We start from the raw sequence: 14,135 nt of genomic DNA, 5'->3' as shown, positions 1-14,135 counted from the left end.
ATGGTCTATTCCCTCCCTCGTGCAAGGTGACCCGGACAATTACATCAGTCTCCTTTCTGTCGCGCAAATCGAAACGCTGCGGCACGTTTTCGAGCACAAAAATTCCAAGGAAATCGCTCGCATAATGGATGTGTCACCGCATACGGTCGACGAACGGGTGCGGAGAGCCTTAAAAAAACTCAATGTTTCCAACAGAATAGAGGCCGCTACGATCCTGGCGCGTCACGGTGTATTCGACCAGGTTACTCCTTATCAGCCTTTGACATATCAATTGATCGACCTAGGCGGCGCCGCCTCCGCCGGGGAAGCCGGTCCGGGGCGCAGTTCGTTTCGGCGGATTTTCGATATTGGTTCGCCATTTCCGACCGCGTCCCAGCCGGCCAACCGGCACGGGTTGATGGAAAGGATAATCTGGCCGATCCTGATCGCCTTTGCGACCATATTGGCGTTTTCTGCTCTCTATTCGATCCTTGTCGGTCTTGGCCGGGTGTTGACCTGAATGCTGCGGGGGGGTCCGTCAGCATTCGCTTTCAAGGACCAGGATATGCTGAACGAACGACTGTCTGCGGCGAAAAAGATCGCCTCCGAACTCCATCAGGCCGAAGATGCCATCGATGAAACCATGATCCGCATCGCCCAGCTCGCCGCAGCCCTGCCTGCCGCGCGCCGCGATACCAACATGTCGGCCATCGTCGGCCAGGAAGCGATGGCGAAGGTCGCCAATGCGCTCGCAGCGGCGGGCGAGGTTCGCCAGCTGCTCACCGACGCGCATATCGCGCTCACCGCGACGCAGAAACAGGTGGGTCTCGGCACCCGCATGTTTGGCGCCGGCGTCAAGCCGCCCGAACCGTCGGGCCGCATCGACGAGGGGCATGACGACTTCGGCGCCGAAGTCGCCCGCCTTCCGCTCGCCCGCGCTTCGTAACGGCGGGGTAGACGATCCAGATGTGGACCGTGGCGACTTATTATGCGGTATTATTGCTCACGGTGGCCGTCGCGATGTGGCGCGGCGGCCCCATGGAACGCTGGGCAGCCTATACCGCCTTGTTCGCCTCGGTCTGCACCACGGTCATGGCACCCGCTCCGAATTGGTCGCACATTGAATATAATATCTTCGCAATCGATATCATCGCGCTCGCGAGCTTCTGGTTCATTGCTCTGAAAACAAATCGTTTCTGGCCTTACTGGATCACCGGTTGGCAGTTGATTGCGATTTTCGGGCATCTTCAGAAGCTGATGTTTTCGGAGATATTGGCACGTCCCTACGCGCTGCTTTCAATGTATATTTCCTACCCGATCCTCTTCTTGATCTTGTACGCATCGGGTTCGACCAATCGGAGAGGGAACGTCGCGGCCTGAAGATGAAAGGCTCCCGAGGGGGTTCATCACATGCAGCAATTCTCGAATCAGGAAATTGCCGAAATCCGGTCGCGTATCGACCAGATTCACGACATGCTGGCGAAGGGCGGCGGCGATGAGGCTGTCCGGTCGGCGATCCCGGCGTTCGCTCTCGACGAGCCGCAGCCGCGGCTGATCGACCAGTTGTCGCTCAGCATCCAGCTGCGGCGCATGCGCAAGAGCCATTTCGGCGCGGCGGTGCAGATGACGGGCGCGACGTGGGACATGATGCTCGACCTCATGCTCGCCAATGCGAACGGCCGCACGCTCAGCGCCAGCGATCTTGCGACGGGGGCCGGTGTTCCGCTCTCTTCGGGTCTGCGGATGATCGCGGCGATCGAGGCCGCCGGGTTCGCCAAGCGGTCGATCGACGAACGCGACCGCCGCCGCACCATCGTCCGCCTGACCGAGGCGGGGGCCGAAAAGATGGCAAGTTATTTCGAGAAGATCGGCACGACGATGCGCGGCGGATACAGCCGCGCGGCCTGAATGTCGTTGCGATGACCGGCCCGGGGCCAGCTAGTCGGTCATCTCGCGCATCATGCGGTCGATCCGCGCCATCGCGTCGCGCTTGATCTGGCAAATTCGCGCTGCGCTGACATCCAGCGCCAGCCCGATCTCCTGCAGGTTCAGTTCCTCAAAGAAATAGAGCTGCAGCACCATCTGCTCGCGCTCGGACAGGCGGCCGACGCACAGGCGAAGCGCCTCCATCATATCCTCCTGCTCACAGGCGTCGCCTGCGCCGATACGCTCGTCGGCGAACAGGAAACTGCTGTCTTCCATCAGATCGTCGATCGAGACCGAGCGGCCGTGGGTCGCATTCTTCTCGAGCACGAAATAATCCTCCGGTGAAAGGTCGAGCGCTTGCGCCATTTCGGCGGCTGTCGGCGCGCGCATCAGTCGCTGTTCGAGTGTGGTCCGCGTCTGTTGCAGTTGGCGCGCGGCGGCCATCGCCGATCGGCCGACGTCGGCCTCGCGCCGCTGCTGGTCGATCATCGCCCCGCGGATGCGCGTCGTGGCATAGGTGGTGAAGGCAAAGCCGCGTTCCTCATAGGTCCGGCTCGCCTCGATCAAGGCCATCAGCCCGACCTGGATCATATCCTCGAGGTCACTGGTGCGCGACACGCGCGAATGGACCTGCCAGGCGATCTTGCGAACCAGCGGCGCATGTTCCTCCACCAGCGCTTCGGCGCTTTCACCATAGCCACGCAGGCGCGGCGCGCGGCCACCGGCTGCCGCGAATTGATCGCCGGGCTCAGTTTTCATGGGGTTCGTCCTTCATCTGGGCATCTTCGCCGCCGGTGAGGCGCGGCACTTCGGCGCCGATCGTCGCAACGATCTCGGTCGCCTTGTTGGCCGGGATTTCGAGGTAGGAAATGACCGCGACCTCGGGGAAGGTTGCGCGGACCAGCCGCGACAAGGCCGAACGGCAGAGCGGCGAGGCGACGAGTGCGAAGCTGCGCGTCGACAGCAGCAGCGGCTCGACCGCTTGGCCGATCTGCTCGATGATCTTCATCGCCATGCCATGTTCGAACGGCCATTCGGCGCCGGGGTTTGCGCGCACCGCCTGATTGAGCAGCACCTCGATTTCCGGCGCGAAGGTCACGACGGGCAGTGGCATCCGGCTGGGCACGATCGTCTGGACGATCAGCGCGCCGATGCGCTGGCGCACCGCCTCGATCAGGTCGCTGTCGCCAATCTGCTGACCGACGAGGCCGACCATGGCTTCGGCAATTTTGCGGAAGTCGCGCAAGGGGACGCGCTCGACGAGCAGGGCCTTGCACAGCGCGGCGACACGCGGCAGTGGATAACCCTGCGGACTGAGGCTCTGCGCGAGTTGCGGATACTGGGTCTTGAGATTGTCGATCAGCGCCTGCGCGTCGTCGAGGCCGAACAGCTCCGACGCCGAGGCGACGATGCTGTTGTTGAGGTGTGTGGCGACGACCGTCGCGGGATCTACGACGGTATAGCCCGCCGCGATCGCGTCGTTCTGCGCCGATTTGGGTATCCACAGCGCGTCGAGGCCGAAGGTCGGATCCTTACAGGCGCGTCCGGTGACCTTCGTGATGAGGTCGCCCGAATCGAGTGCGAGCATCTCGTTCGGGAACACCTCGTCCTCGCCGACGATCACGCCGGCGACCGAGATGCGATAGGCGTTGCCGGGCAGCGACAGATCGTCGGTGACCTTCACCGGCGGGACGACGAAGCCAAGTTCCTTGGACAGCTGGCGGCGGATGCCGGTGATCCGCGTCATCAACGGCGCGCCCTTGCGTTCGTCGACGAGCGCGACGAGCGCATAGCCGATCTCGAGCTGGCACGGACCGATATCGCTGACGTCCGCCCATTCGATATGATGCGGGTCGGGCGCGGGCTCGGCGGGCGGCGGGGCCGTCTCGGCGACCTGCGCCGCCTTGCGGAGCTGCCAGCCGACGCCGCCGGCAATCGCGGCGGCAGGCAGGATCAGCATCTGCGGCATCGCCGGAACGAGGCCCAGAATGAACAGCACGCCGGCCACCGCCATCCACACGTGCGGCGACGCGAACTGGCTGCTGATCTGGCCCGAAAGGTCGTGCGGCGATGCCACTCGGGTGACAATCGCCGCGGCAGCAATCGAGAGCAGCAGAGCGGGGATCTGTGCGACGAGAGCGTCGCCGATCGCGAGCGTGATATAGGTGCTGCCGGCTTCGGAGAAGGACAGGCCATGGCTGAACATGCCGAGGATCAGGCCGCCGACGATGTTGACGAACAGGATCAGCAGGCCGGCGACGGCGTCGCCCTTCACGAACTTCGATGCACCGTCCATCGAGCCATAGAAATCGGCCTCGGTCGCGACTTCCTGACGGCGGGCCTTGGCTTCGTCGGGGGTCAGCAGCCCGGCGTTGAGATCGGCGTCGATCGCCATCTGCTTGCCGGGCAAGGCATCGAGGGTGAAGCGCGCGGACACCTCGGACACGCGGCCCGCGCCCTTGGTGATGACGACCAGGTTGATGATCATCAGCACGAAGAAGACGAAAATGCCGACGACATAGTCGCCGCCGATCAGCACCTGGCCGAACGCTTCGATGACATGGCCGGCCGATGCCGTGCCCTGGTGCCCGTGGACGAGCACGACGCGGGTCGAGGCGACGTTCAGCGCGAGGCGGAACAGGGTCGCGAGCAGCAGCACCGTCGGAAAGGCCGAGAAATCGAGCGGCTTCGATGCCTGCAGCGCGACCATCAGGACCAGCAGGCTGATCATGATGTTGGCGACGAAGCTGATGTCGAGGATGAACGGCGATACCGGGATCACCATCAGCGCGACCACAATCAGCATCGCCGCGGGCAGCGCCGCGGCACCCGCGATGCGGGTTATGTTGTCGAGCTTGAAGCCGCCGGTCATGCGGAACCTCCCGACAGCGAGGCGAGGCGCCGATAGGCGCTCGCGGCGAAGTCCATCGACAATTTCTTGGGCATGGGTTGAATATCCATCATCGGAAGGGGCGGACGTCCGCCGCCGTTCGCGCCGCTGGCGCTGGCCATCTGCATGCGCCAGCCGGGCGTCGGAGCGGGCGCGGCCGGCATCGTGCCGGGGCCGCCGTCCGCTTCGAGCTTGGTGCGGAAGAATTCGCGGATCTCGCCAAGGCTGCGCATGCTGCCATCGGCGTTGTAGAAGACCGGCCGGTTCGCGGCGGCGGCGTCGGGCATCATCGTCGCGCCCGCCTGATCGGGATTTTGGCCCCAGGCGGTCAGGAAGCGGGCGGCGCCGGCGCTCCCCAGAAAATGGCCGAGGTAGAGGTCGACCGGCTCGGCGGTGCGGCCGATGCGGCTTTCGATATAATCCTGATTATCCGACGTCAGCGCGGCGGCCATGTTCGAGGCGGCGACGGGGTCGTCGCGCAGGCCGAGAATCTGGTCGCGCAGCATCGGATCGGCGATGCTGAAGCGTCCCGACGCATCCTGGCCGATCGCATTGGCGGCCCAGCCGAGCCCATGGTCGGAGCCGTGGCGACGCAGCGTTGCGAGCCAGGTCTGCTTGGTGAACTGGTAAAGCCCGCGTGCCGAAGAGGTCGGCGCCTTGGCGGTGGGATTGAAGCGGCTTTCGACCCGCGCGACGTCGACCAGATAGTCGAAATCGACCCCGGTCCGTGCCGAAGCATTCTGGACCGCGTCCATGACGGGGACGGCGCCTGGGGCCCCGGAAATGGGGAGGGGGGTCAAAGAAGGATTGATCGGGTTCATGCAATCGGTTCCGCTGTTTCAGCATGCGCTGACTCAACAGACCAAAAGCAATCATCGTGCCATTTTCAGGAAATCCGCCGTAAAATACGGTTAATCAATAGCTTAAGGCGAGGCCCCGATGGTGCGAACCGCGGATTTCGTGGTTCGCGTCAATCCTCTGACGCGTCCAGTCCTTGAGCACATTGATGCGGATCGCAGCCGCTTCGAGCTGCGCGAGCGTGGACGTGATCAGCGAGCGCGCCTGCGCTTCGCTACCGGCGGGGATTGCGGTGCCGCGGAACAGGGCGACCGCGGTCGCCAGCTCTTCGGTCGCGGTGATGATCGCACCAGCGTCCTGCCCGTCGAGGGCGCCGACCAGCAGGTCGAGTTTCGTCTGAACCGTCTCGATCGCCATTATGCCGTGCGTCCCTGAGCGAAACGGAGCATCGCGAGCGCGATGTTCTTCGCATCGGCCGTATACGTGCCCTCGGCGATCGCGGTACGCAGCGCGGCGACGCGCGCGGTATCCACCGGCGGCGCCTGCGCAGCGAGATCGCTCGCGAGCCGGATCAGTCTGGCGCCCGGAACGGTGTCGGATGTCGCCGTACGCGACGCCGCGGCATTTGCCGTGTCCGCGCTGCCTGCGATCTTGCGCACGGGGGTGGTGCGGATGACACCGCCGACCGGCCCGATCTTGCTGTCTCCCGACATAGCTGCCTCCATTTGCCCCGTCGGAAAATCGACAGAAGCGTCTCAGCAGGGTTTAACGGCGCCGGCGCCGGGACATTAAGGGCAGGTTACCGAAAAAATGAAAAAAGAAACCCGGCGGTGTCGGAAAGCCGACGCCGCCGGGCCAGTGGGGCTTACTCTGCGAGTAGATTTCAGTCCATCAGACGCGCACGGCCGGGGCCGGTGACGATGGCGCTCATCAGGCTTTTCGCGTCGGTACCACGCAGTGCGATGGTCTCGCCGACGCGGCCGTCCTGCGTCGCGGTCGCCGAATAGGCGACCGAAAAGCTTTCGGTTTCGATCGACACGCGGACCGCATCGCCGCGGCGGATCGCCGGGGCCGACGAAGGCGCCGCATAGCCGGCGGCGGCTGGTACGGCGCCGGCTGGGCCGGTCATCGGCACGCGCAGCCGCCAGCCGAGCGAGGCGCAGCGCACCGCGAGCGTCTGGGCATCGAGCGCGGTGACCGAAGCCTGCTCGGGGCAGCGCGCCAGCTTGATGCGGCGGTCGATCGGGGTGGCGGTGCGACCCATCGCCCCCGCTACCATCTGCGTCAGCGCATCGATCGTCTGCCAATCCTCCGTCGCCTGCTGGGCGCCGGCGGCGGGAATGGACATAAGGCTGACGGCGATCGCGACGGTAATCTTGCGGTTCATGGGCGTAATCCTCGTTGGTCCGATATTGCCCGCCCAAATTGCATGATGCGTGCCAGTCGCGCTTTGCTGCGGATTTGCGCGGCGCGGCGCGCGGCTACGTCAATCTTTTGACGAGCGGGCAAAAGCGGAAAATCGCCATGTCTTCATTGGTGGATCAAATATCTGTAAATAAACGTAAATTCCAATTTGGCACGCCCATTGCATCATGCCTTGGTGTTTACCGCGCGTCCGGGCCCAACCCGGTCCGGACCCCGGCGAAAGGAATTGATGATGGCATCCGAGAAACTCTTTGGCCTGCATGCGACGGCGCTCCAGCTCCGCAGCCAGCGCATGATGATGCTCGCGTCGAACATCGCCAACGCCGCCACGCCCAATTACAAGGCGCGCGACCTCGACTTTTCGAAGGCGCTCGACCTTGCGAGCCAGGGCGCCTCGACCAATGGCGCGATCGAAGGCGCCACCGCCTATCGCGTTCCGGTCCAGCCCTCGCTCGACGGCAACACCGTCGAAATGGCGACCGAGCAGACCGCCTATGCCGAGAACGCGCTCGCCTATCGATCGAGCCTCGCCTTCCTCAACGGCCGCATCAACACGCTGTCGCGTGCGCTGAAGGGAGAATGACCATGAACGGCAACTTCTCGGTCTTCGACATCAGCGGGCGTGCCATGTCGGCGCAGCTCGTCCGTCTCAACACCACGGCGTCGAACCTCGCCAATGCCGGCACGGTCGCGGGCAGCGAAAAGGAAGCCTTCCGTTCGCTCAAGCCCGTCTTCCGCACCGTCATGGATGCGCAGGGCCGCGCGACCGTTCAGGTCGATCAGGTCACCTCGACGAAGATGGCACCGGCAAAGCGCTACGACCCGTCGAACCCGCTCGCCGACAAGGAGGGCAATGTGTGGGAGGCCGCAGTCGATAGCGCCGCCGAGCTGGTCGAGATGGTCGAGACCGCGCGCCAGTATCAGAACAATGTTCAAGTCCTCGAAACCGCAAAGGGCCTGATCAACGAAACGCTGCGGTTAGGACAGTAATCATGGTCGATTCCATCGGTTCGCAATATCAGAATTACTCGCCGACACAGCTCAAGGGCCAGCAGCTCGACCAGAAGGATTTTCTGCGTCTGATGACCGCCCAGCTGTCGGCGCAGGATCCGTTCAACCCGGTCGATAACCAGGAGATGGTTGCGCAGATGGCGCAATTCTCCAGCCTCGCCGGGGTCAGCGAGACCAACACGGTGCTGAAGAGCATCTCCGAACAGCTGACGGCCCAGACCGCGCTGCTCAAGGACATCAAGGCTGCCCAGACCCCGACCACGCCGGCCACCCCGGCCACCTAATCATCACGCAGGAAGGATTATCTCATGTCGTTCTATACTTCACTTTCGGGCCTCAAGGGCGCGCAGACCGACATGTCGGTCATCTCGAATAACATCGCCAACGCCAACTCGATCGGCTTCAAGCGCAGCAAGGCACAGTTCGGCGACATCTTCGCCTCGTCGCCGACGCAGTCGACGAAGACGGTTGCGGGGCAGGGCCAGCGCCTGATCGGCATCAGCCAGCAGTTCACGCAGGGGTCGTATGAAACGAGCGAAAAAACGCTCGACCTCGCGATCGTTGGCGAGGGCATGTTCATCGTGAAGGGTGAACCGCCGCGCAATCAGGTGACCTACACCCGCAACGGCGCCTTCTCGCCGCTTCCGGACGGCACCGTCGTCGACTCGACCGGACAGAAACTCCAGCTGCTTCCCGTCGATGCCAACGGCAATGTTACCGACCGTACGCTCGCGGGCGCGTTCGATTTCGTGCTTCCCGATGGCGCGCCGTCGGATCCCACGGCGTCGCTCATCAACGTGTCGGTCGATCTCGACGGTCTTGTCACTGCAACCTACGCCAATGGCGAGGATCAGGTGCTCGGCAAGGTCGCGATGGCGACCTTCCCCGCGATGGAAGGGCTGCGCCCGATCGGCGACGCACACTGGCAGTCGACGGGCGAAAGCGGTCCGCCGACGATCGATGCCGCGACCAACGGCCCGATGGGCACCGTCCGTTCGGGCACGCTCGAACGCTCGAACGTCGATATCACCGAGGAACTGGTGATGCTCATCGCCGCCCAGCGCAACTTCCAGGCGAATGCCAAGGCGATCGAGGGCGCGTCGACGCTGACCCAGACCGTCATCAACATGCGTACGTAAGACGCGATTAGCCGCCTGCCGGGAGCCTGAATATGGACCGTCTCATCTATACCAGCCTGACCGCTATGCGGGGCAGCATGTCCCGGCAGACGGCGATCGCGAACAATCTCGCCAACGCCCAGACTCCGGGGTTTCGTGCAGATATGGCCGAAGCCCAGTCGCTCTGGCTCAACGGCAGCGGCTTCGAATCGCGCGCCCTGTCCTCGGAAGAAGTGCTCGGTGCCGATATGAAGGCCGGGACCGTCGTTTCGACCGGCCGCGACCTCGATGTCGCGGTGCAGGGCGATGCGATGCTGGTCGTCCAGGCGAAGAATGGCGAAGAAGCCTATACCCGCCGCGGCGACCTGCAATTGTCGCCGAGCGGCCTTTTGACGACCGGTGATGGCAGCCCCGTTCAGGGTGCGCAGGGCCCGATCACGATTCCCCCCGCCGACTCGATCAGCATCGATGTCGACGGCCGCGTCTGGATCGTGCCGACCGGCGGCGACCCGCAGAACCCGCAGGAGGTCGACCGGCTGAGGCTGGCCACCCCGACGGGCTCGGACATCGTCAAGGGCCTCGACGGCCTGTTTCGCGTCAAGGGCGGCGGGATTCTTCCCGACGACCCCGAAGCGCGCCTGGTTACCCGTTCGATCGAAGGATCGAATGTCGCCGCAACGACTGCGCTCGTCGAGATGATCGAGGCGAGCCGCAGCTGGGATACGCAGCTCAAGATGATCACCGACGCGCGCGACATGGACAGCGCGACGGCCAATCTGATGCAGCTGCCCCGTTAAGGAGAATATGACATGAGCTTCGGTGCCCTTCACGTCGCACGAACCGGTCTGGATGCCCAAGGCTTCCGGATGCAGGTCATCGCGAACAACCTCGCCAACGTGAACACCACGGGCTTCAAGCGCGACCGCGCGAGCTTCGAGACGTTGAGCTATCAGATGATGACGCAGGCGGGCACACCCTCGTCGGCGGAAAACCGCTATGCGACCGGCCTGAACCTCGGCACCGGCGTCGCGATCTCGGGCACCGCGCGCATCGATACGCAGGGCACCTTCGCGACCACGGGCAACGGCCTCGACGTCGCGATCGACGGCGCCGGCTATTTTCAGGTCCAGATGCCCGACGGCCGCATCGGCTATACCCGCGCGGGCAATTTCGGCCGCTCGCCCGAGGGCGTGCTCGTGACGTCGGACGGCAAGCCGGTTCAGCCGCAGATCCAGATCGCCGAAGACGCCACCTCGGTGTCGATCGGCGCCGACGGCACCGTCTCGGCCACCGGCCCCGACGGCACGCTGACCGAGCTCGGCCGCATCGAACTTGCCCGTTTCGCCAATCCGGCGGGACTGCAGGCGATCGGCAACAATCTGCTCGTCGAGACGCAGGCCTCGGGCGCACCGCAGGTCGGTGCTGCCGGCGAGGAAGGCCGCGGCTCGCTTCGCGGCGGGATGCTCGAGGGGTCGAACGTCAATGTCGTCGAGGAACTCGTCGACATGATCGAGACGCAGCGCGCCTACGAGGTCAATTCCAAGATGATCTCCGCCACCGACGAGATGATGAAAAATGCTGCGCAAACTCTCTAATCTGACCCTGATCGCGCTGGCGCTCGTGGCGGCTCCGGCCGCCGCGAAGGACAAGGCTGCGCCCGACGCTTTCGCGGTGTCGCTGCCGGCTGCGCCGTCGGCGCCGCCGGCGAACGGCTCGATCTTTCAGGGCGGCTATACCCCGCTCACCTCCGGCGGACGCGCGGGGCAGGTCGGCGACATCATCACGATCCAGCTCGTCGAACGCACCGCCGCGACAAAGAGTAACGCCGCGAACATGCAGCGCGACGGCAGCGTCGGCCTGACGCCCCCGGCGACCGGCCCGCTATCGCTCTTCAACCCGAGCGATGTCGGCGCGAGCGGCACCCAGGCCTTCAAGGGCAAGGGCGACGCCTCGCAGTCGAACGCGCTGTCGGGCGAGGTCAGCGTGACCGTCGCCGCCGTCTATCCGAACGGCACGATGCTGGTGAAGGGCGAGAAGCTCCTTACGCTGAACCGCGGTGACGAGCGCGTCCAGATCTCCGGCATCGTCCGCGCGATCGACGTCAGCCCCGACAACCGCGTCCTGTCGACTCGCGTCGCAAATGCCAACATCCGTTACGTGGGCAAGGGCGAGATTGCGCGCGCCAGCAAGCAAGGCTGGCTGCAGCGCTTCTTCTCCATCATCAGCCCCTTCTGAAGAGGATAATCCAGTGACCAAGCGTCCGACCCTCATCACCCTGATCGCGCTCTTTCTGGCGAGCTTCGTCTTTTCCGCGCCGGCGCAGGCCGAGCGGATCAAGGATATGGGCCAGTTCCAGGGTCTGCGCGCGAACCAGCTGACCGGCTACGGCATCGTCGTCGGTCTGGCGGGCACGGGCGACGACAGCCTCGACTATTCGACGCTGGGGATGAAGGGCGCGGTCTCGCGCTTCGGCCTCACGCTGCCGGCCGGGGTCAACCCGGCGCTCAAGAACGCCGCAGCGGTGATGATCACCGCCGAGCTGCCGCCCTTTGCCAAGCCCGGCCAGCGCCTCGATGTCACCGTCTCGGCGATCGGCAAGGCGAAAAGCCTGCGCGGCGGTACGCTCGTGCTCGCGCCGCTCTATGGTGCCGACGGACAGATTTATGCGATGGTGCAGGGTAACCTCGTCATCGGCGGTCTCGGCGTCGATGCCGCCGACGGGTCGAAGCTGACGGTCAATGTCCCGTCGAGCGGCCGCATCGCCGGCGGCGCGACGGTCGAGCGCGCGGTCGATACCGGCTTTGCGACCGGCGACCAGCTGACCTTCAACCTCCACCAGTTCGATGCGACCAATGCCCAGAATGTCGCCGACGCGATCAACCAGGCGCTGCCCGGTTCGGCGGTCATGCTCGATGGCGCCAGCATCGCTATCCGCGCGAGCGGCGGCGGCGACGAGCGCATGCGGCTGATGTCCCGAATCGAGAATCTCTCGGTAATTCGGGCCGAACCGCCTGCAAAAGTCATTGTTAATGCTCGCACCGGAACGGTCGTTATTAATGGTGCGGTCCGCGTCGGCACCGCGGCGGTGTCGCAGGGCAAACTCACCGTCTCGATCAAGGAATCGCCCACGGTGGTGCAGCCCGCACCGTTCAGCCGCGGGGAAACGGCAGTCGAACAGTCGAGCGAGATCGGCGTCGACCAGGAATATCGTCCGATGATGCTGGTGAAACCCACCGCATCGCTGTCACAGCTCGTCGATGCGATCAATCGCATGGGCGTTCCTCCCGGCGACCTTGTCGCCATCCTCGAAGCGCTGAGCCAGGCCGGCGCGCTGACTGCGGAACTGGTGATCATATGACGACGCCTATTTCTTCGATCGGATCGACCACGCCGGCGGCGGCGGGTGGCGGCGATGGCGGGCTGCGCAAGGCGGCCGAGGCTTTCGAGGCCGTGATCCTGCGCCAGCTGATGGCGTCGATGCGGCAGGCGAAGCTCGGCGACGACATCTTCGGATCGAGCGCGACCGACAATTTCCGCGAAATGGCCGATGCCAAGACCGCAGACTCGATGGCCGCGATGCGCCAGTTCGGCATTGCCGACATGGTCGAGGCACAGCTTCGCAGTCGCGTCGCCGGCGCCGGCGGAGGCGTCCAGTGAGCGATCTTCTAAGCATCGGCTATACGGGTCTGCGCGCCTATTCGAAGGCCCTGTCGACGGTCGGCGACAACATCGCCAATGCCCAGACGCCGGGCTATGCGCGCCGGCGCCTCGATCTCGGCGAAGTGCCTTCGGGCACCAACATGGTGCTCTATCGTGGCAACACCTCGCCGGGCGGCGTCGACATCAAGGGTGTCGTGCGCTCGGTCGATCAATGGCTGATCAACGACGCGCGCATTTCGTCGGGCGATTCCGAGCGGGCTTCGGCGAAGCTCGAATGGATGAACCGGGTCGAGGGAGCGCTCAGCGACGACACCAACGGTCTCAAGACCGCGCTCACCAAGCTTTATACCACCGCCGATCAGCTGACCGCCGATCCGTCGAATCCGACATTGCGCGCGCAGTTCCTTCAGGCCGCGAGCGATATTGCGGCCGGGTTCCAGACCGCGGCAAGCCGTCTGTCGAGCCTTTCGGAAGGCGTCTCGGGTGCGGCCACGGCCGAGGTGACGCAATTCAACACCAATCTGGATGCGCTCGAACAGATCAACGTCGGTCTCCGCAAGGCGCGCGACGGATCGACGAACCAGGCTGCCCTGATGGACGAACGGGACCGGCTGCTCGATCAACTGTCGTCGCAGGCCGGGGTGAGCGCGACGTTCGACGCGCATGGCGCGGTAACCTTGCGTGCGACGGGCAGCGGCGACCTTCTGGTCGGTGGCGGCGTCGTGACGCCGATCGGCATGACCACCGCCGCCGACGGGCGTGTCTCCTACACGATCGGCGGGTCACCCTTTCCGAATGCGACGGGCTCGCTCGCGGGCTTTGCCGAGGCATCGAACCATATCGCCGATCAGCGCGCCGGTCTCGATACCATGGCGACGCAGTTCGCGGCGCAGATCAACACGGCGCATCAGGCAGGTGTCGATGCGAACGGCAATGCCGGGCAGCCCTTGTTCAGCGGTACGAGCGCAGCGACGCTGACCGCGACATCGCTGACGGCGAACCAGGTTGCCGCGGCGAACGCGACGGGCACCAACGGCAATATGCTGGCGTTCGGTGCCATGCGCGGCGTGAACGATCCCGAGGCGAAATGGTCGGGGCATCTTGCCACCCAGGCGCAGGCGACCGCCGCGGCGAGCGCGCAGAACGCCGCCGCGATGACGCGCGCCGACGGTGCCGCGGCCGCGCGCGATTCGGTGAGCGAGGTCAATCTCGACAATGAAGCGGCCGAACTGCTGCGCTTCCAGCAGGCCTATTCGGCGGCGGCGCGCATAATCCAGGTGTCGCGCGAAACGATGCAGACGCTGCTGAGCTCGCTGTAGGAGGGCCGG

The 14,135-nt window shown here is 64.7% G+C and carries 20 protein-coding genes; 14 read left to right on the top strand and 6 right to left on the bottom strand.

The window, feature by feature from the left end:
• Positions 1-19: 19 nt before the first annotated feature.
• Genes ACQY80_RS06580 through ACQY80_RS06565 form a run of 4 tightly spaced genes read left to right on the top strand, consistent with a single transcriptional unit; the run spans position 20 to position 1,887 of the window.
• Entirely contained in the window at positions 20-499 is a 480-nt protein-coding gene (locus ACQY80_RS06580; RefSeq protein WP_428684837.1) for a response regulator transcription factor, read from the top strand.
• A gap of 45 nt (positions 500-544) precedes the next feature.
• Positions 545-925, top strand: coding sequence for a hypothetical protein (locus ACQY80_RS06575; RefSeq protein ID WP_428684835.1), 381 nt, complete (start codon positions 545-547; stop codon positions 923-925).
• A 20-nt stretch (positions 926-945) separates the two neighbouring features.
• The gene (locus ACQY80_RS06570) at positions 946-1,359 is read left to right on the top strand and encodes a hypothetical protein (protein WP_428684833.1); all 414 of its coding nucleotides are present in this window, start codon (positions 946-948) and stop codon (positions 1,357-1,359) included.
• Positions 1,360-1,389: 30 nt separating this feature from the next.
• Positions 1,390-1,887 carry a MarR family transcriptional regulator gene (locus ACQY80_RS06565; RefSeq protein WP_428684831.1) on the top strand — a complete coding sequence of 166 codons (498 nt, stop codon included), beginning with the start codon at positions 1,390-1,392 and terminating at the stop codon, positions 1,885-1,887.
• 30 nt (positions 1,888-1,917) lie between these two features.
• Here ACQY80_RS06565 and ACQY80_RS06560 read toward each other — a convergent pair whose 3' ends face one another.
• The 6 genes from ACQY80_RS06560 to ACQY80_RS06535 form a co-directional block, all read right to left on the bottom strand.
• Positions 1,918-2,664 carry a sigma-70 family RNA polymerase sigma factor gene (locus ACQY80_RS06560; protein ID WP_428684829.1) on the bottom strand — a complete coding sequence of 249 codons (747 nt, stop codon included), beginning with the start codon at positions 2,662-2,664 and terminating at the stop codon, positions 1,918-1,920.
• Positions 2,654-4,777, bottom strand: coding sequence for a flagellar biosynthesis protein FlhA (flhA, locus tag ACQY80_RS06555; protein WP_428684827.1), 2,124 nt, complete (start codon positions 4,775-4,777; stop codon positions 2,654-2,656). The genes ACQY80_RS06560 and flhA overlap by 11 nt, the downstream gene beginning before the upstream one ends.
• Complete coding sequence (locus ACQY80_RS06550) at positions 4,774-5,550, bottom strand: transglycosylase SLT domain-containing protein (protein WP_428684825.1); 777 nt, start codon at positions 5,548-5,550, stop codon at positions 4,774-4,776. The genes flhA and ACQY80_RS06550 overlap by 4 nt, the downstream gene beginning before the upstream one ends.
• Before the next feature lie 160 nt (positions 5,551-5,710).
• On the bottom strand, positions 5,711-6,010 hold the full coding sequence (locus ACQY80_RS06545) for a hypothetical protein (protein ID WP_428684823.1): 300 nt from the start codon (positions 6,008-6,010) through the stop codon (positions 5,711-5,713).
• The gene (gene flgM / locus ACQY80_RS06540) at positions 6,010-6,306 is read right to left on the bottom strand and encodes a flagellar biosynthesis anti-sigma factor FlgM (RefSeq protein ID WP_428684821.1); all 297 of its coding nucleotides are present in this window, start codon (positions 6,304-6,306) and stop codon (positions 6,010-6,012) included. The genes ACQY80_RS06545 and flgM overlap by 1 nt, the downstream gene beginning before the upstream one ends.
• Positions 6,307-6,476: 170 nt before the next feature.
• Positions 6,477-6,980: a flagella basal body P-ring formation protein FlgA gene (locus ACQY80_RS06535; RefSeq protein ID WP_428684819.1), complete on the bottom strand. Its 504-nt coding sequence runs from the start codon at positions 6,978-6,980 to the stop codon at positions 6,477-6,479.
• A gap of 270 nt (positions 6,981-7,250) precedes the next feature.
• Between ACQY80_RS06535 and flgB the strand changes: the two genes are divergently transcribed.
• The 10 genes from flgB to flgK are packed head-to-tail and all read left to right on the top strand — an operon-like array spanning position 7,251 to position 14,126.
• On the top strand, positions 7,251-7,601 hold the full coding sequence (gene flgB / locus ACQY80_RS06530) for a flagellar basal body rod protein FlgB (protein WP_428684817.1): 351 nt from the start codon (positions 7,251-7,253) through the stop codon (positions 7,599-7,601).
• Complete coding sequence (gene flgC / locus ACQY80_RS06525) at positions 7,598-8,008, top strand: flagellar basal body rod protein FlgC (protein ID WP_428684815.1); 411 nt, start codon at positions 7,598-7,600, stop codon at positions 8,006-8,008. The genes flgB and flgC overlap by 4 nt, the downstream gene beginning before the upstream one ends.
• A gap of 2 nt (positions 8,009-8,010) precedes the next feature.
• A complete protein-coding gene (locus ACQY80_RS06520) occupies positions 8,011-8,313 on the top strand; it encodes a flagellar hook assembly protein FlgD (RefSeq protein ID WP_428684813.1) in 303 nt (100 codons plus the stop codon).
• A gap of 24 nt (positions 8,314-8,337) precedes the next feature.
• Entirely contained in the window at positions 8,338-9,168 is an 831-nt protein-coding gene (locus tag ACQY80_RS06515) for a flagellar hook-basal body complex protein (protein ID WP_428684811.1), read from the top strand.
• 32 nt (positions 9,169-9,200) lie between these two features.
• Positions 9,201-9,944, top strand: a complete 744-nt coding sequence (locus tag ACQY80_RS06510; RefSeq protein ID WP_428684809.1) for a flagellar basal body rod protein FlgF — start codon at positions 9,201-9,203, stop codon at positions 9,942-9,944.
• A gap of 12 nt (positions 9,945-9,956) precedes the next feature.
• Positions 9,957-10,742 carry a flagellar basal-body rod protein FlgG gene (gene flgG / locus ACQY80_RS06505; RefSeq protein WP_428684807.1) on the top strand — a complete coding sequence of 262 codons (786 nt, stop codon included), beginning with the start codon at positions 9,957-9,959 and terminating at the stop codon, positions 10,740-10,742.
• Positions 10,723-11,382 carry a flagellar basal body L-ring protein FlgH gene (locus ACQY80_RS06500; protein ID WP_428684805.1) on the top strand — a complete coding sequence of 220 codons (660 nt, stop codon included), beginning with the start codon at positions 10,723-10,725 and terminating at the stop codon, positions 11,380-11,382. Before flgG ends, ACQY80_RS06500 begins: the two co-directional genes overlap by 20 nt.
• A 13-nt stretch (positions 11,383-11,395) precedes the next feature.
• On the top strand, positions 11,396-12,505 hold the full coding sequence (locus ACQY80_RS06495) for a flagellar basal body P-ring protein FlgI (protein WP_428684803.1): 1,110 nt from the start codon (positions 11,396-11,398) through the stop codon (positions 12,503-12,505).
• Complete coding sequence (locus ACQY80_RS06490) at positions 12,502-12,804, top strand: rod-binding protein (protein ID WP_428684801.1); 303 nt, start codon at positions 12,502-12,504, stop codon at positions 12,802-12,804. Before ACQY80_RS06495 ends, ACQY80_RS06490 begins: the two co-directional genes overlap by 4 nt.
• A complete protein-coding gene (gene flgK / locus ACQY80_RS06485; RefSeq protein WP_428684799.1) occupies positions 12,801-14,126 on the top strand; it encodes a flagellar hook-associated protein FlgK in 1,326 nt (441 codons plus the stop codon). The genes ACQY80_RS06490 and flgK overlap by 4 nt, the downstream gene beginning before the upstream one ends.
• The last annotated feature ends 9 nt before the right edge of the window (positions 14,127-14,135 follow it).

The sequence above is a fragment of the Sphingopyxis sp. genome (assembly GCF_965279755.1).
In the GTDB taxonomy this organism is placed as follows: Bacteria; Pseudomonadota; Alphaproteobacteria; order Sphingomonadales; family Sphingomonadaceae; genus Sphingopyxis.
Note: the sequence above shows the minus strand (reverse complement) of the source record. Positions and strands in the feature narration are given on the sequence as shown.